The sequence below is a fragment of the Lactiplantibacillus herbarum genome (assembly GCF_001039045.1).
In the GTDB taxonomy this organism is placed as follows: domain Bacteria; phylum Bacillota; class Bacilli; order Lactobacillales; family Lactobacillaceae; genus Lactiplantibacillus; species Lactiplantibacillus herbarum.
The window spans coordinates 67,342-84,978 of sequence record NZ_LFEE01000018.1; the positions used below are offsets into that span (position 1 = coordinate 67,342).

Annotated in this window: 16 protein-coding genes and 1 other annotated feature; of the genes, 11 read left to right on the forward strand and 5 right to left on the reverse strand. The window is 43.1% G+C overall.

From position 1 onward, the window contains the following. Positions 1–285: 285 nt before the first annotated feature. Both yidC and ACG95_RS05390 read right to left on the reverse strand, forming a co-directional pair. Positions 286–1,212 carry a membrane protein insertase YidC gene (gene yidC, locus ACG95_RS05385; protein WP_047999535.1) on the reverse strand — a complete coding sequence of 309 codons (927 nt, stop codon included), beginning with the start codon at positions 1,210–1,212 and terminating at the stop codon, positions 286–288. A 63-nt stretch (positions 1,213–1,275) separates the two neighbouring features. Next, positions 1,276–1,548 carry an acylphosphatase gene (locus tag ACG95_RS05390; RefSeq protein WP_047999536.1) on the reverse strand — a complete coding sequence of 91 codons (273 nt, stop codon included), beginning with the start codon at positions 1,546–1,548 and terminating at the stop codon, positions 1,276–1,278. Between the two features lie 453 nt (positions 1,549–2,001). On the opposite strand from ACG95_RS05390, the gene ACG95_RS05395 reads away from it, so the two are divergent. From ACG95_RS05395 to greA, 8 genes are all read left to right on the forward strand, one after another. Then, on the forward strand, positions 2,002–2,769 hold the full coding sequence (locus ACG95_RS05395; RefSeq protein ID WP_047999537.1) for a TrmH family RNA methyltransferase: 768 nt from the start codon (positions 2,002–2,004) through the stop codon (positions 2,767–2,769). Between the two features lie 100 nt (positions 2,770–2,869). Further along, the gene (locus ACG95_RS05400; protein ID WP_047999538.1) at positions 2,870–3,379 is read left to right on the forward strand and encodes an HD domain-containing protein; all 510 of its coding nucleotides are present in this window, start codon (positions 2,870–2,872) and stop codon (positions 3,377–3,379) included. Between the two features lie 24 nt (positions 3,380–3,403). After that, positions 3,404–3,763: a winged helix-turn-helix transcriptional regulator gene (locus ACG95_RS05405; protein ID WP_047999539.1), complete on the forward strand. Its 360-nt coding sequence runs from the start codon at positions 3,404–3,406 to the stop codon at positions 3,761–3,763. Positions 3,764–3,809: 46 nt separating this feature from the next. After that, positions 3,810–4,039 (forward strand) — a binding site (T-box leader). A 53-nt stretch (positions 4,040–4,092) separates the two neighbouring features. Continuing rightward, a complete protein-coding gene (locus tag ACG95_RS05410) occupies positions 4,093–5,139 on the forward strand; it encodes a phenylalanine--tRNA ligase subunit alpha (RefSeq protein WP_047999540.1) in 1,047 nt (348 codons plus the stop codon). An 8-nt stretch (positions 5,140–5,147) separates the two neighbouring features. Further along, entirely contained in the window at positions 5,148–7,565 is a 2,418-nt protein-coding gene (gene pheT, locus ACG95_RS05415; RefSeq protein ID WP_047999541.1) for a phenylalanine--tRNA ligase subunit beta, read from the forward strand. A gap of 292 nt (positions 7,566–7,857) precedes the next feature. Further along, entirely contained in the window at positions 7,858–9,045 is a 1,188-nt protein-coding gene (gene mltG, locus ACG95_RS05420) for an endolytic transglycosylase MltG (protein WP_082137309.1), read from the forward strand. Positions 9,046–9,062: 17 nt separating this feature from the next. Beyond that, positions 9,063–9,692, forward strand: coding sequence for a uridine kinase (udk, locus tag ACG95_RS05425; RefSeq protein ID WP_047999542.1), 630 nt, complete (start codon positions 9,063–9,065; stop codon positions 9,690–9,692). Between the two features lie 100 nt (positions 9,693–9,792). Beyond that, on the forward strand, positions 9,793–10,275 hold the full coding sequence (gene greA, locus ACG95_RS05430) for a transcription elongation factor GreA (RefSeq protein WP_047999543.1): 483 nt from the start codon (positions 9,793–9,795) through the stop codon (positions 10,273–10,275). Positions 10,276–10,518: 243 nt separating this feature from the next. Here the strand turns inward: greA and ACG95_RS05435 are convergent, their stop codons facing one another. After that, entirely contained in the window at positions 10,519–11,220 is a 702-nt protein-coding gene (locus ACG95_RS05435) for a LiaF transmembrane domain-containing protein (RefSeq protein WP_047999544.1), read from the reverse strand. Beyond that, positions 11,217–11,675, reverse strand: coding sequence for a LytTR family DNA-binding domain-containing protein (locus ACG95_RS05440; protein ID WP_047999545.1), 459 nt, complete (start codon positions 11,673–11,675; stop codon positions 11,217–11,219). The genes ACG95_RS05435 and ACG95_RS05440 overlap by 4 nt, the downstream gene beginning before the upstream one ends. Before the next feature lie 191 nt (positions 11,676–11,866). On the opposite strand from ACG95_RS05440, the gene ACG95_RS05445 reads away from it, so the two are divergent. Next, the gene (locus ACG95_RS05445) at positions 11,867–12,169 is read left to right on the forward strand and encodes a HesB/YadR/YfhF family protein (RefSeq protein WP_047999546.1); all 303 of its coding nucleotides are present in this window, start codon (positions 11,867–11,869) and stop codon (positions 12,167–12,169) included. Between the two features lie 224 nt (positions 12,170–12,393). Here the strand turns inward: ACG95_RS05445 and ACG95_RS05450 are convergent, their stop codons facing one another. Further along, the gene (locus ACG95_RS05450) at positions 12,394–15,042 is read right to left on the reverse strand and encodes a YfhO family protein (protein WP_047999547.1); all 2,649 of its coding nucleotides are present in this window, start codon (positions 15,040–15,042) and stop codon (positions 12,394–12,396) included. A gap of 199 nt (positions 15,043–15,241) precedes the next feature. Here ACG95_RS05450 and ACG95_RS05455 point away from each other — a divergent pair, with 199 nt between their 5' ends. Both ACG95_RS05455 and rpmG read left to right on the forward strand, forming a co-directional pair. Then, on the forward strand, positions 15,242–17,272 hold the full coding sequence (locus ACG95_RS05455; RefSeq protein ID WP_047999548.1) for a peptidoglycan D,D-transpeptidase FtsI family protein: 2,031 nt from the start codon (positions 15,242–15,244) through the stop codon (positions 17,270–17,272). 126 nt (positions 17,273–17,398) lie between these two features. Then, on the forward strand, positions 17,399–17,548 hold the full coding sequence (gene rpmG, locus ACG95_RS14180) for a 50S ribosomal protein L33 (protein ID WP_082137310.1): 150 nt from the start codon (positions 17,399–17,401) through the stop codon (positions 17,546–17,548). Positions 17,549–17,637 lie beyond the last annotated feature (89 nt).

Here is a 17,637-nt window from a genome sequence, read left to right on the forward strand (position 1 = left end):
GCCCCTCACGGCTAGGTAGAATTTGAAATCTGAGAAACATTGACCTAGCTTTAATCTGATTGATCGTTATGTCAAGAATAAGCCAAATAACCTGCCGTTCAGTAACTGAGAAATTAGTCCTAACGTAGCTTAATAATTACAATTAGGTAGCCTAAAATCAGGAACGTATATGTCAAATCGTAATATTATTCAGCGGGTAGGCGAAATTTTAAACGTACTTGCCAATGGTAAATGGCACTAACAAAAAAACGTACCACCCAATAAATGAGTGGTACGTCAATTTAATTAATGGTGACGTTGTTGCTTACCGGCATTGCGACCGTTACCAGATGGTTGGTTGCGTGGGGTAGCATTCTTTTGATCATCTTTTTCAGTTGCTTGAACCGGCTTTGGTGCGGCTGGTGTTGGCGTCTTGATTGGATGTTTCTTTAATTCAGCTTCAACTTCACGACGAATGCGTGGACGGAAGAAGTTGATAATCAATGTTTGGATGCAGGCGAAGAGTCCACCAACGAAGAAGTAGAGACCTAAACCAGCAGGAGCAGACATTGAGACGAACAGGATCATAACGGGGCTCATGATTAACATGACGCGCATCGTCTTCTTTTGTTCTTCAGGTAACCCGATCATTGAAAGGTAACCCTGTGCCAAGTAAGACAAGAAGGCCAGAATTGCTAGAAGTAAACTAGATTTACCTAATGAAATTCCCATAAAAGTAGCACTGGAAAGTTCAGGTGAGTACCGGATTGCGTAGTACAACGCGGAGAAAATTGGCAATTGAATCAGTAGTGGTAAACAACCAATTCCACCAGTCATACTAATGCCGTTATCACGGTAAAGTTGCATCATTTCATTACTGATAGCAGCTTTTTCTTCCTGAGTGGTTGCGGCTTTTTGCCGTTCCTGAATCTTGTTCATTTGTGGCTTAACGGCAGCCATCTTTTCTTGTTGGTAAGTCGACTTCCGTTGTTGATTGATCATCATTGGAAGTAAGACTAACCGTACGATGACAGTCAAGCCAATGATTGCCCAACCATAATTGTTACCGAACAAGTGTGAGAGCCATTGCATCACATTTTGACCAGGTTTTGCTAAATACTCGTAGACAAAGCCGTATGGTTTACCAGATTTGGTAGTTTGCACACAACCGCTTAAGAATAGGGCTAATGTCCCTAAGGTAATGGTGAGTGTCAAACCTTTTTTTGATTTCACTAGTTAATAATCCCCTTTGTAAAAGTCATATAAAGATGATGATACTAAAGATGTTAAGGGAATTCAATTGGTTATACGAAAATCGTGATAGTTTTGTGGTTCAACGTCATGGACGTCAAGATGGTCGACGTGACCAAAGTCAGTCGGTGACTGGCGAATGACGTCAATGAAGACTTGAATCCGCTGATCTTCGCCTTCAGCTTCAATGAAGACTGAACCATCCATTAAGTTACGAACAATTCCGTTGACGCCGCACTTATCCGCAGCGACCTTGGTTGCCCAGCGAAAACCGACACCTTGAACACGACCTTTAGCCTGTAATGTTACCGCACGCATGTTGTCACTCCTTTAAACTAAACGTTAAATTGACGTAGTATCATAAATCCTTAACCTCACTTACATCATAGCATGGAAGTGATTAATCGGCGATATGCTATACTTATTTAATGAGTATTCAGTGTTTAAGCAATGGGTTGTTTCTGCGTCTAGTTTGTATTAATCAAGGTAGGCAGAGTTGCTAGACTGAATAGCTAAAGGTTGAGAGTTAAAACTAACCATTATTTTCGCCTGTGGTGTTCAGCACTAGCTCAGTTGTGGGGACCGGTGTAAGTCTGGTAAAAATCACCGAACCAACGCCACCTTCACAGTACCACTAGTACTGCCCACCTCCAATTAGACTGGTTGAGACTGTGATAATTATGGTTAACCAGAGTTAGTGCCAAGAGAATTGTACAGGTAGCAGTTGCATCTATAAAAAAATATAAATTCAAATTAAAGAGGAAATACATTATGGAAAAGATCAATTCATTACAGAATGCCCACGTCAAGGCGTGGAAAAAGCTCCAAACTAAGAAAGGCCGCAAACAGCAGGAACAGTACTTACTGGATGGCTGGCACTTAGTTAATGAAGCTGTTAAAGCTAAAGTAGCGATTAAGACGCTATTAATTACGGCCAAACAGTTAGAGACGAAACCAGATTTAACGAAGTTCCCAGCCGTCATCGAAATTTCTGAGGAAGTGGCTAGCCATATTAGTGCGACTGTTACGCCACAAGGGGTCTTTGCCGTGATCGTGTTATCAGAACGCGAGGATGATTTGACACAACTAGATCTTAGCCGGCCTTGGTTGTTATTGGATAATGTCCAAGATCCTGGTAATATCGGAACAATGGTTCGGACTGCGGATGCTGCCGGTTTTGCTGGAGTCGCCTTTGGGACCGGGACCGTTGATATTCATCAGCCTAAGGTAGAGCGTTCAATGCAGGGAAGTCAATTCCATTTGCAGTTGATCAATACTGACTTAAATGTCATGATTGATCAATTGCAAGCGGCTAACGCGCCAGTCTATGGATCTGAACTTAACCCGCAGGCAGCACAATATTTAGATATTGATGCGCCCGCAAGTTTTGGCTTAATCATGGGTAATGAGGGTAATGGGATGAGCCGAGAACTGTTGGCTCGGACCGATAAAAATATTTATATTCCGATTAAAGGTCGGGCTGAATCGCTAAACGTGGCGATTGCGGCCGGAATTCTAATGTTTGGCTTATACCATTAACTTACAAATAGTAAGAAAATGCTAAAAAGCGGACAAAACACTTTCAAATTCACTTACTTTTTAGTAGAATAGCCGTAGATATTAGCAAAGGGAGCTTTTAATGAAAACGACTAATGCGTGGAAACAAGATTCTGAGTACGTGGCGATTATTGCTGATCTATTGGACCAACCAGCTGTTCAACGGCTAGCTGATTTTACGCAACATCACCATTCAAATCGCTTGGATCATTCAATTGCAGTTTCATATGATAGTTATGTTTTAGCGAAGAAATGGCATCTTAATACGACGGCAGTGGCACGTGGTGGATTATTGCATGATTTGTTCTATTATGACTGGCGTGAAACTAAGTTTGATTTAGGGTCACACGCGTTTATCCATCCACGGGTTGCATTACGTAACGCTGAAAAGTTAACGAAATTAACGCCGATGGAAAAAGATATCATTTTGAAGCATATGTTTGGTGCAACGTTAGCGTTGCCCAAATATCGGGAAAGTTTGCTCGTCTCTTTAGTTGATGATTATGAAGCAGAACATGAATTTTTCGGTCCTTTACGTCTTAAAGTGGCCAAACAACTAGACCGGTTCCGAGATAAAGTCTCAGCCGGTTAATCGGAATTAATTGGGGGTCATTACATGTCAGAAATGCTAGCTGACACGGTTGTGGAATCGAACGTTGATTTTGAACTGTGTCCCAAATTTGAAAAGACGTTCTCGATTCTCGGTAAGAAGTGGAATGGTCTAATTATCGACGTTCTACTTGAAGATGGTCCACAACGCTTTAAGAATCTGGCTCGCCGGATTCCGAAGTGTAGTGACCGGGTCTTGGTCGTCAGATTAAAAGAATTAGAAGCCAATGGTATCGTGAGCCGGGTCACCCACTGTGATTCAGCATTGATCGAATACCGGTTAACGGCTAAGGGCCAAGACTTACGCCAAGTGATGGCAACAGTCCACAGCTGGTCAGATACGTGGTTTAGTCCGGCGCAATCCTAACCATGGGTTGACGTAACACTGACTTTGCCATAAACTGACAATGTAGATAAAAGCGTTGATGAGAAATAGTAATTAGTCTGTGCCATTACAGGGACGGGTGCCGTTGATTGAAAGCATCCCAATGGTCACGCTAGCGAATTCACTCTCTGAGCTGAAATTGGGCGTTTATGATAAACAAAACATTTTCCGGTGCCCCCGACCGTTAACACGGGTATTGAGTGTGGATAGCTACGGCTGTTCAAACAAGGGTGGTACCGCGATGACCTCGTCCCTTTTTAGGGATGGGGTCTTTTTTTGTCCGTAACGTTAATAAAAACTGGAGGTAACACATGAGTTTACAAGATCGATTAACTGAACTGCGTGACCAAGGCTTAGCTGATATCAAGTCGGCTGACGTTTTGAGAAAAGTTAACCAAGTAAAAGTTGACCTACTTGGAAAAAAAGGACCAATTACCGAAGTACTACGTGGGATGCGGGATCTTAGTCCTGAAGAACGTCCTAAGGTAGGGGCTTATGCTAATGAGGTCCGTGATAAGTTACAAGCTGCTATTGATCAACGGCATGCAGAATTGGAACAAGCCGTCATTAACAAACAATTAGCTGCCGAAACCTTAGATGTGACGTTGCCAGGCCGCGACGTTGCGCAGGGGCAGCCTCACGTGATTACCCAAATTATTACTGAATTAGAAGATCTCTTCATGGGGATGGGTTACCAGATTGTCGATGGCGATGAAGTTGAAGAGGACTACTACAACTTTGAACGTTTGAACTTGCCTAAGGATCATCCAGCACGGGATATGCAAGATACGTTCTATATCACTAAGGATGTTTTATTGAGAACCCAAACGTCTGCTGATCAACCTCGTTCACTTGAAAATCATGACTTTTCAAAGGGCCCACTTAAAGTGTTGTCACCCGGTCGTGTTTATCGTCGTGATACGGATGATGCGACTCATTCACACCAATTCCACCAGATTGAAGGCTTAGTTGTCGATAAGCACATCACGATGGCTGACTTAAAGGGAACGTTGACGTTAGTTGCGCAAACCTTGTTTGGCGACCAATTCGATGTTCGTTTACGGCCAAGTTTCTTCCCATTCACGGAACCATCCGTTGAAGCTGACGTGACGTGTTTCAAGTGTAACGGTAAGGGCTGTGCAATCTGTAAGCAAACTGGTTGGATCGAAGTCTTAGGTGCCGGAATGGTTCATCCACACGTCTTAGAGATGTCTGGCATTGACCCTGAAGTTTACGGTGGTTTTGCCTTTGGCTTGGGACCAGATCGTTTTGCAATGCTGAAGTATGGTGTTGACGATATCCGGAACTTCTACTTAAACGATGTCCGGTTCTTGTCGCAGTTCTATAAGAAAGGTTAGGTGTCCAAATGAGAATTTCAACAACCTGGTTACGCGATTATTTAAAGCTGGACATTCCAGCCGATGAATTAGCAGAAAAAATTGAACGGACCGCTGTCGAAGTCGACGGTGTGATTCGTCCGAGTGAAGGATTGAAAAAAGTTGTTGTCGGTCACGTTCTAGAATGTGAACCACATCCAGATTCAGATCACTTGCACGTTTGCCAAGTCGATGTTGGCGAAGAAGAACCTTTACAGATCGTTTGTGGTGCGCCTAACGTTGCCGCTGGCGAAAATGTCATCGTAGCTTTACCAAACTCTTGGATCGGTGACCATACTAAGATTAAAAAGGGCAAGATGCGTGGTATCGTTTCTTTCGGGATGCTATGTGCCTTGGATGAATTGGGCTTTGATGAAAAACTAGTGCCAAAAGAAGTTGCGGATGGCATCTTTATTTTGCCAGCTGACGCAGTTCCTGGCGAACCTGTCTTCAGTTACATTGGGATGGATGATGAAATTATTGACCTTTCCATTACGCCTAACCGCGGTGACATGTTGAGCATGAATGGTACGGCGCATGAATTAGCCGCTATCTATGATCAAAAACCAACGATGCCAACGGTTGATCTTCAGGAGAGTGCGACGGATGTTGCTGAAGATGACTTGACTGTTCAAGTTGATGCGGATGAAACTGACGTGCCAACTTATAAAATGCGCCTTATCAAAAACGTTACAGTTAAGCCAAGTCCATTATGGCTACAAGTACGTATCTGGAACGCTGGTATGCGGCCAATTAACAATGTCGTTGATGCAACCAACTACGTCTTGATGCAATACGGTCAACCTTTACACGCCTTTGATTACGATCAATTAACGGCGGGGAAGATCAACGTTCGTTTAGCTAAAGAAGGCGAACATTTAACCACGCTTGATGGCGAAGATCGCGAATTATTACCAACGGATCTCTTGATCTGTAGTGATGATCAACCAATCTGTCTTGCTGGTGCAATGGGTGGCCTTGACACCGAAGTAACCGACAAGACAACGACGATTGCGCTTGAAGGTGCCGTCTTTGATGCTGTACGGATTCGGAAGGCAGCTCACAATCATGACTTGCATAGCGAAGCTTCAATGCGCTATGAACGTGGAATTGATCACGGCATGACCGGTACGGCTTTGGATGCTGCGGCAGCAATGATTGCTGAATTAGGTGATGGAACTGTTGCTAAAGGCATGGCAGTTGGTCGTGATGAAGATGTTCAACCAGTTACGGTTGCAATTACGCTTTCACGTATCAATCATGTCCTAGGCACGGAACTCACTAATGAGACCGTTGCGGATATCTTCAAACGCCTTGATTTCCCAACGGTCGTTGCTGATGATACCTTTACTGTTACCGTACCATCACGTCGTTGGGATATTCATCTTCCAGCTGACTTGATTGAAGAAGTTGCGCGTTTATACGGTTACGATAACTTGCCAGCAACCTTACCAACTGGTCAACCAACGATTGGGAAGCTTAACGAAACCCAACAAGTGATTCGTAATTCTCGTAAATTGATGGAAAGCGCCGGTTTGACGCAGGCAATCAGTTATTCATTGACGACGGCAGAAAAGGCCCACGCCTTTGCCTTACATGCCAGTGAATTGACTAACCTAGATTTCCCAATGAGTTCAGAACGGACCGCGTTACGCTTAAGTCTCGTTTCAGGATTATTGGACGATCTAGCTTACAATAACGCCCGTAAAGAGCATAACGTGGCGCTTTATGAAGAAGGTCGCGTGTTCTACAGTCAACCAGAAGAAGTTCGTCCCGTTGAAGTAGAACACATTGCTGGTGCCATTACTGGTTCAATGGTTAAAAAGAGCTGGGGTGTTGCTGAACAACCAGTTGATTTCTACCAAATCAAAGGGATTGTAGCTAGTTACCTTAAGAGCCTAGCTTTGGCTGAAGAAGTCCGCTACGTTGCAAACAGTGACCATGCTGAAATGCATCCTGGTCGGACTGCTAACATCTATGTTGGTGATCAATTAGTTGGGTTTGTTGGTGAAGTTCATCCAACCACGGCTAAGGCTTATAAAGTACGGGAAACTTACGTCTTTGAATTGGACTTAACGGCATTGATCGCCTTACCAAAGGCACGTCAGCAATACCAACCAATTTCGAAGTTCCCAAGTATGACGCGTGACGTTGCGATGTTGATCGACGACAACGTGACAAACGCAACCATTGTGGCTTTAATCAATCAAAAGGGTGGCGCACACTTACAAGACGTGCAACTCTTCGATGTTTACAATGGTAGTCACGTTCCAGACGGTAAGAAATCGTTAGCTTACACGTTAACGTATCAAAACCAAGATGCAACCTTAGTCGATGAAGAAGTGACGCAGGCCTTTGATAAGGTGCTGACGGCTTTGACTGATGAATTGGGTGCTGAAATTCGTTAATTAATCTGTATATATTCTGGAAAGAGTTTGGGACAAAACCCAAATTCTTTTTTTATCTTCATATATTTATAGTTGAAACGTGCGACAAAAGGCTGCACCCTCCGCTTAGCTACGGAATACAAACGATTGAAAATGCACAATCATTCGTATTCCTAGGCTATACTCGGTAGCAACCCGCCTTTTGTCCCACTCTCTTATATTTAGGGATTAGATTGTAAAAATATGTAAAAGTAACCGCGAAGTAGTGCAAACTCGGCAACAGTTTTGTATAATTGGTAAGATTAATCAATAAATGGAGGGGCGAACCTTGAATAACAACCAGGATAACCAGGATCAAAAAGATCGTGGGGTAACTGAACCAGAACAATTAGTACAAAAGCAGCGGAAATTATTTTCAAAGCGCGTCATTGGTGGCGTGGTTGGGATTTTAATTGCGCTTTTGGTCATTATTGGTGTGATGGGTTATCGATACTTTGATAACGCAACCCAGCCTTATGACAGTAGTGATCATCGAGTGGTACAAGTTGATATCCCTTATGGTGCCAATGGTAAGAAAATCGCCGATATCTTACAACAGGAAAAGGTTATCAAGAGTGGCTTTGTGTTCGAATACTGGACTAAAGCACATAACTTGTCGAACTTCCATGCGGGTTACTATCAATTGAAGCCTTCAATGTCAGTTGCTCAGATTGCCAAGGTATTGAATAAGGGTGGTTCTTCTGAACCCGTTCAAAGTTCAAGCGGTAAGGTTTTAATCGTTGAAGGTTCACAGATTAAGACGATTGCGCAAACGGTTCAAAAACAAACGGACTTTACGTCTGCCGAATTTTTGGCCTTGATGAAGGATCAGACTTTCATTAAGTCGCTTGCTGAGAAATATCCTAAGTTATTGACATCTTCAATGAATGCTAAACATGTACGTTACCGTTTGGAAGGCTACTTATTCCCAGCAACCTACGTTGTCGGCAAGAAGACGACCTTAAAACAATTGGTCACGCAGATGGTATCGAAGACTAACGATGAGATGGAACCATATTACAGTCAAATCACTAAGTCAAAGATGTCTGTTCAAGAGGTGATGACGCTTGCTTCTTTAGTTGAACGTGAAGGTAGTACAACTAAGGATCGTAAGTTGATCGCGGGTGTTTTCTTGAACCGTTTAGATGCCAAATGGCGGATAGATTCCGATATCTCAGTGTTCTACGCAATCAACTCGAATAAGTCGACGTTGACGGCAAAGGATCTTCAAAACACGTCACCATATAACTTACGCTTACACTTGGGTTACGGGCCTGGTCCGTTCAATAGTCCTAGCTTGATCTCAATTCAAGCGGTGTTGAACCCATCTGAACGTAGTAAGGACTATATGTACTTCGTCGCTGATTTGAAGACTGGTAAGGTCTACTACGCGAAGGACGCTGCGGGTCACGCGGCTAATATTAAAAAAGTTTCGAAGCACAATGAAGCTGCTGAAAACTAAGAATGAGGCTTAATTAAATGACTGAAAACAAACATTCACGACCAGTTGTCATTGGTGTCACTGGTGGTTCTGGTAGTGGTAAGACCACGGTTAGTAATGCGATCTTCAATCAGTTGTCTGGGAAATCCTTGTTGATTCTACAACAAGATTCTTACTACAATGATCAGAGCGATATGACGATGGATGAACGCCATGCCGTAAATTATGATCATCCGTTAGCTTTTGATACGGATTTAATGATCGAACAGATTCAACAATTATTGGACTATCAACCAATTGAAAAGCCAGTCTATGATTATGAACAGTATACTCGTAGTACTGAGACGATTCATCAGGAACCGCGCGACGTTATTATCGTGGAAGGTGTCTTGATCTTAGATGATCAGCGATTACGTGATCTGATGGATATTAAAGTCTTTGTCGATACGGATGACGATATTCGCATCATTCGCCGGATTCAACGCGATATGAAGGAACGTGGCCGCACCCTTGATTCTGTCATTGGTCAGTACTTAGCTACGGTCAAACCGATGTATCACCAGTTCGTTGAACCAACTAAGCGTTATGCTGATTTGATTGTGCCTGAAGGTGGCGAAAACGAGGTTGCCATTGACTTGTTAACTACCAAGGTTCGTTCAATTCTATAAAACTAATCAGCGCGATTTTGGTTTTAGAGTTTACATTTAAAATCCGAAATGGTAGTCTGGTTTTTAATAACAATATCTAGTATTTGAGGAGTGACACACATTGGCTGAAGATAAAGCATATCCAATGACCGAAGAAGGTAAGGTTAAACTCGAAAATGAACTTGAAGATTTACGACTTAACCAACGACCTGAAATTATTAATCGTATTAAAATTGCTCGTAGTTACGGAGATTTATCAGAAAATTCCGAATACGAGTCAGCAAAGAACGAACAAAGTATGTTAGAAAACCGGATTAAGACGGTTGAACACATGCTCCAATACGCTGAAATTATTGACAGCGAAAAAATCGATGTCAACGAAGTTTCAGTTGGTAAGATTGTGACATTCAAAGAGTTACCTGATGAAGAACCTGAAAGTTACACAATTGTTGGTGCAGCGGAAGCTGATCCTATAATTGGTAAGATTTCTAACGACTCACCAATTGCGAAGAGCTTGATTGGACATCATGTTGATGACGAAGTTCAAATTAAGATTCCAGTAGGGACTATGACTGTTAAGATCGTAAAGGTTGAAAACGCCTAACTGAAATTGACAGTTGATGTTAAAAAGGTACTCCATCATTTGACCAACTAAGGTCGGATGATGGGGTACCTTTTTTGTAGCTTGAACTTAACGGGTGCTTACTAGCATAAAATTGTCCGTGACAATTGTTTTATACTAGGTTATTTGGTATACCCAATATAATTTAATAGAGTGGTGCAAGCACGATTGAGAATGAAAAATTACCGCCTGACTAGTGTTGTTGGTCAGGCGGTAATAGCTAGATTACAAGTAATTAATGGTTAATTCACCGAGTGAGACCCGCCCATTAAGGATAACTACAGGGCCTGCCGTGGTTGGAACACCGTTAACATTGACACTGCCTAAGTTAGCATCAAGGTTGTTTTGTAGTTGCCAGGTTTTTGGCAAGTATAGCTCAAGGCTACCTAGTGAGACGTTCAGATTAATGGTGGCGGTATTAGTTTGTAAGCTAACATCGTCAAAGTAGATTTTTGCACTCCCCATTGAAACGTTGAGGTTGCCTGCTTCAAAAGCGTCACTGTGAACATAGCGAATGCCGCTACCAAAAGTTAAATCAAGGTTGACCTGATTATCGCTGATGGTGCCAGTGGTTTCGGCATAGTCATCATGGTGATGATGGTGTCGATTGTGATACTGATAATGATAGCGTGGGTGAATCAACATACTCAAACCAATACTGAGTAATACTGCGGCTCCTAGAATGGTCCATGGAACAAGTGCCGTAATACCCAGCGGTTTGGCATAAATAATAGCCAAAAAGGCAACGGCGAAGACGACGCCAGGCATGCTAAGGTACCGTAAGCTGCTGATCAGGGCAGCGACTAGGACGATCGTCAGGAGCAATGACCAGATCCCCAGGTGGTAGCTAAATAGGCCGAGTTGACTAGTGATCAAGACAACTGCACTAGCGATTAGAAAAACGGGCCAGAACCAATTTCTTTTCATAATAATAATCCTTTCTCTTCTAAGACCACTTTTAGTGGCTGATAATAACGACGGGAAGCGTAGAGTTGTTTCGGGGAATGATCAAACTCAATCAAGTTACCGGTCAAGGTTTTAGTTAGGGCGTGAACCATGTCGGTATTGACGAGGGCTGATTTTGAGACCCGAATAAAATTGCTAGGTAGCGCTGAACCTAATGCCGTTAGTGAACTGGGAACCCGATAAACGGCTGTCGAGGTGTGAGCGGCGACCTGATGTCCAGTGGCCTCGATGAACATAAGCTCATTTAATGGTAACTGAGTCGTTTGCCCACGTTGTGAAACCGTTAACGTGGCCGGCGCTAAAGTCACTTTTTCAAGTGCTTGTATTAAATCCTCACGCTGTGGGTAATCTGGTGGTAGTCGTAAGGTTAACATTGGTTGATCGATGTCAGTAGTTGTTTCAACGACAACTTTCACGGGAACTCACCTCCTAAAGTATCTTAAGTACATCATAATTCTGAATGCTTGTAAATTGATTCTGCGTTAGTGGTTCGTTTAGCAACCTAAGTGGTCATATGCAGTAGCTTGCTCATTGACCTGCAATGTTGCGTTTCGCTGCCAAAAAGGCGACAATACACGTAGATAATCACAGTGATGGGGTGGTAGCGATGAAAATAACGATTACGGATGCAGCAAGCAAGTGGTTCCAAGATGAGATGGGCGTGACGGCTGGTAACGGTGTCCGCTTCTATGGTAAAACTTACGGTAAGACGGCTGTTCACAGTGGCTTCTCGATTGGTTTGATGCGCGACGACGAACCGCACCAGCCAATTGCGTTGGTACAAAAGAATGATGTTAATTACTACGTCAACGATCGAGATGAGTGGTTCTTTAAGGGTTACGACTTAAAAGTAGATTATGACGTCAATAATGATGGACCAATGTATGATTACGTGCCGAATCACGAGTAATGCCGGTGTAATCGGATAATTTAAAGCATATCGTAAAAAAAGAGCTGAACGCAATTCATCTGCGATCAGCTCTTTTCTGTTTCAAATGTCAATAGCCGAAACGTGTGACATAAGGCAGTTTGTTCCGCCTAACGCTAAAACCGGCAACTATTCCAAAGTCCAGGAATAATTGCCGGTTTCACGTTAATGCTCGCAAACTAACCGCCTTATGTCACACTCTTATTTTACTTGTGTGAGTTGCGACGGCGCTTGATGCCGAACCAAGCAGCAGTACCAATAATGGCGATACCAGAAATGATACTACCAGTTACCAGGAATGGTGGTCGGTACGTCAAGGTTACCGTGTGCTTCCCTTTGCTAAGTGGGATGGCGATAAAGGTATTGATCACTTTATTAGTTGAGACGGACTTACCATCCACGGTCGCATGCCAACCTTTGGAGTACGGAATTGTTGTCATCATCACTTGATGGTTGTGCTTGATAGCAATGGTTCCCGTAATCTTACGGCTAGAGTGCTTAGTAATGTTCCATGGTGATTGTTGTAATTTCTTAGCTGATTGCTTGAATTGCGAGTTGCTCAGCTTGTAGAGGGTGAAGTTCTGTAGCCAGAGGGATGTTTTCTTCATCTGAATCCCAAAGGTCACAGTCTTGCCCTTACTATTAGAAGCAACGTTGACGGCAATCGTATGACGATACGTTGGATATTGTTTGAGTTCCTTACCGTTAATGTAGTAGCTGGCATTGGAAGTCGTCAAGTTTTGACCCAAAGTAATGTAGTATGAATCATTCGTTTGCGGTGTGAACTTAAAGTAAATCGAACCAGTTTTAGCAAGGTTCTGCTTATTGACAACCGCACCGGTCAAAGTGGTGACCCGTTTAACGTTTTGGAAGATCACTTCATCGAAGTTCTGAGCACTGATGAGCCCAGTTGTTGAACGATCAGCCAACGTCTGGTAGATTAGTTCTTGTCGTGCGACTGGATCACCGGTCGTTTTGGAAACTTTTAGACTAGTAATCTTATCAGAAGCGGCAAAGCCAAGTCCAAGCGCGTATGGATTCTTGTAAGTCGTGACCTTGCTAGTGCTTAACTTAGTCGACTTTTGATAGTTGGTGAGATCCTTTTTCGTGCTGGTAACCGGGATATAACTCCGATAATTAGCATTATCTGTCTGAGCAGAAGGGGTCTTTTTATCCATAAAATACTGCATGTCCAACAGTGAATCGGTGATCATCGTCCCGTTAGTGTAGGCAACAACGCCATCGCCATCGGGCTGACCAATCGACCCAAAGAAGTTTGGAATGATACTTTCAAATGTCGAACTAAAGTGGTCGGCACCGTTGTACGCTGCCTGCATTGGATCATCCTTAGTACGGGTGAAAGTTTTACCGACACGGTAGAAACTACTATTGCTAGCTTTGATCTTGTTAACTGCGTTATCGAGAACGGTCGTGTATTTGCCGAACTCACTTTGGGAAACGTATGAGATATTGTTCAGTGAATCATACGCATTAATCGACATGTCAGTTGCCACTAGGATCAGGGCAACGATTTGATAGATCATTCGGTTTTGCTTTGGCAGGACTAAGAAAATCAAAGTGACTGCGGCTAAACCGATTGTAATCAGCAGATTGGCTTGCGTGACGAAGGTTACTTTTTTAAGGTTCAAGTAAACCGTCGTGAACAGTGCGACCATTAGTGCAAGCATCGTTAAGGCTTGCCAGAGCTTGATGGTTAACTTGTTCGTTAAAGCCTGTGCGCCTAACCAAACAATCCAGAAACAGAAGACAAATGAGAAGCGGTAAGGATACCATACTGGGAATTGGCCCGCATGCCATAATAAATCTAGTGGTTCATAACAGAAGGACAAGATGATGACGGCCGTGACGAGCACAGCACTTAGTTTAACGGTCCAGCGAATATGGTGACGTAGGAAGAAGAGCACAAAGGCCAATACTGCCAACCACGCAACGTAGAAATTAGGTTGACCAGAAGGCATCTGATTAAAATTAAACGTCCCGGTTATAAACTTACCAAGCATCTTCCAAGGTGCGTATTCGAATTTCCAATGAACCTTAGTGACATTATACTGAGCCTTACTCTGAATTAGTGCCCAGAGGGTTGGTAGTAATATCCATGCTGAGAACATGACGCCTAGAAGGCCACCCCAAGCAAATTTTAAGGCGTGAGTGACTAAAGTCTTCATGTCTTTCCAGTACTTAGTTGCGCCATACAACCAGTAGAGGCAACTGAATAAGATGACCATGTAGCCCATGTAATAGTTATCAATTAGCATGACGGCTAACCAACCGGCAAAGTAGCGAACCTTACCTGTCTTGAAGAGCCGTTCCAAACCTAGGATAACTAGTGGTAAAATAGCAACAGTGTCCAACCAAATCATGTTCAGTTGGTTGGCAATCATCCAGCCCATCATTGCATAGGCGGTACTGAACGTTGGGACCATCCAACCTTTTTGTGTATGGGTCTTGGTGAGTAGCCAGCCGAATGATAGGCCCGCAAAACCATACTTAAGAACTGTGACAATGAAAATACCAGTGGTGATCGATTGACCGGGGAACAATAAATAGATTAAATTAAAGGGACTCATTAAATAGTAAGCCCAGACCCCAACCATTTCACCACCAATTGTCTTGGAGAAGGAATAGAAGAACGCACTAGGATCATGTAGCAGGGTGTGCCGGAAGTAGGCAAACAGGTCAACGTATTGCTGACCCAGGTCGACTGTTAGCAGACTGCTTGATCCAAATGGTGCCATGTGCCGGCTAATGAAATAACCGGTCATGAGTAACAATGGTAACCAAAAACTGACCCAGAGCGGCCAAGTTTGCTTATCAAAAATACGACGGAGTTTCAAAAAATGCCACCTCAATCTCTAATAATGCACAGCCGATTCAGGAAATAATCAAAAAAACATTAAAATCCTGAATATGGGCTGAAATTTTTATGTCTATCGTTTAGAATAACATAAGTATGGTATTTATCGAGGATTGCTAGTATTATCTGGTGAATTTTTGAGAAATGTTTACCAAATTAAGAACGGGAGCGCCTGAGAATTGAAATTGTTTAAGAATATTAAGATAAATCGTGATCCCAACAAGTCGCATATTCCATTCCGACTGAACTTTCTGTTTTTTATTGTTTTCCTATTGTTTGCCGCGTTGATTGCACAGTTAGCGTACTTACAAGTGGATTACGGGCAGAAATTTCGTAGTGAAGTGAATTCAGCCAACAACACGACCGCAACGGGGAACGTCCAACGGGGATCAGTCTATGATTCAACCGGTCGGGTCTTAGTGGGTAATAAGTCCCACCAAGCGATTCAATATACTAAGGGGCTTTCGGTAGCATCAACCAAGATGTACGAAGTAGCGAATAAGTTAGGCGAATACTTGACGATTTCTACTGATACGTTAACCGATCGTAACCTTGCTGATTACTACTTAGCAGGAGCATCTAATCTAAAAGCTGTGGCGAAAAAAGTGACCACGTCGACGGATGAAACGGTTCTTTATGCTCGCGAAGTTGCTTATGTTGAAAAGAACCTTACCAGTAATATGACGTCCACTCAAAAGAATGCGGCTGCCATTTACTATAAGATGAGTTCAGCTTATTCACTGTCAACAGTCAATATTAAGTCGACAGGGGTTACTAGTACTGAGCTAGCCGAAATTGGTGAGCATCAGTCCCAAATGCCCGGAATTAAGGTCGGAACAAGTTGGACACGGAGTTATCCCAATGGGACTGACCTCAGTAGTGTGCTTGGTACCGTAACGACTGAAAAGCAAGGGTTACCTAGTGATAACATTAAAACGTTACTTGCTGAAGGGTATTCTCGTGATGATTCAGTTGGTCAGAGTCAATTGGAAAAGCAGTATGAAAATGTTTTGCGTGGTACGAAGTCACAGACTGAAGTTAAGACGCAGGATGGGGTCATCCAAAAGGAAATCAAGAAGTATGGTGGTCAAAAGGGTGATAACGTTCAATTGACGATTAACTCGAAGTTCCAAGAAAAGGTTCAAAATATTATCATGTCTGCAGCTAAGACGGCTGGTAGTGGCAACCCATACTCACCAGGTGCTTATGCGGTTGTCCTGAATCCTAGCACTGGAGCCGTTTATGCTTTAGCTGGTGCTAGCCGTAATCTCTCAACTGGGAAAGTTACAGAAAATGCGCTGGGAACAATCAACCAATCATTTGTTATGGGGTCGGTTGTTAAGGGTGCTACGGTCATGGGTGCTTTACAAGATGGTGTAATTACACCAACTAACAGTACTTTGACGGATACACCAATCAAGTTAGCCGGAACAGCTGCTAAGACGTCGTGGTTCAATAAGACTGGTGCAACCAGTTTAAGTTTGAATGCGTCAACTGCGATGGAAGTTTCTTCTAACTCGTATATGATGCAGTTGGCCATGAAGGAAGGTAATTTTACCTACGCTTCTGGTAAAGCGTTGACGATGTCGACGTCGGTCTTCTCAAAACTTCGTGGTTACTTTAACGAATTCGGGTTAGGTGTTAAGACTGGGATTGATTTGCCAGGTGAAGCTACTGGGTACCAAGGGACCAATGAAATTGGTAAAGCACTTGACTTGTCCTACGGTAACTACGATGCTTACACGACGGTTCAAGTTGCACAGTACATTGCGACGATGGCTAATGGCGGAAGTCGGATTGCACCTCACGTTGTTTCTGCTATTACGGGAACCAACTCGGACGGAACTCAGGGTGCGGTTAAGACTAACGTGAAATCACGGGTCTTGAACACGATCGACGTGCCATCTTCATACTTTGATGTCGTTCATCAGGGGTATTGGGACGTGGTTCATGGGACGAGTACCTATAAGACAGGGTCTACGTTGGCTAGCATCACACCAGCCGTTGCCGCCAAGTCTGGGACCGCTGAAACGTTCCATGGTACTACTGCTACTGAAACGTTGAGTCTTGCAACCTACGCACCGTATAAGAATCCAAAGGTGGCAATTGCGATTGTCTTCCCTGGGATGAATAACAGTACTGAAAGTAAAATTAATATGGTTACAGCCCAAGAAATTTACAGTGCCTTTTGGAAGTATTACAACAAATAAATTCATGATGATTTATGGTGCCAGTATCGTAATTGATACTGGCATTTTTTAATGATTAATGGTATAGTAATTCAAGTTAAGGGTTCCGGCCCTGTAATATGCGAATGAGTTTGGAGGGTCAACAACATGCGGGTACACATTACACTTGAATGTACAGATTGCCATGAACGTAACTACTTATCTTCAAAGAACCGCCGGAACAATCCGGACCGGGTTGAATATAAGAAGTACTGTCCACGGGAACACAAAGTTACTTTACATCGCGAAACAAAATAACAACGGGGTTACCTGTTGTTTTTTCTGTCACATTGTCATCAGACAATGGGTATCTCATTTGTTGGCAACTGCCAAATTGATTTTTCAAT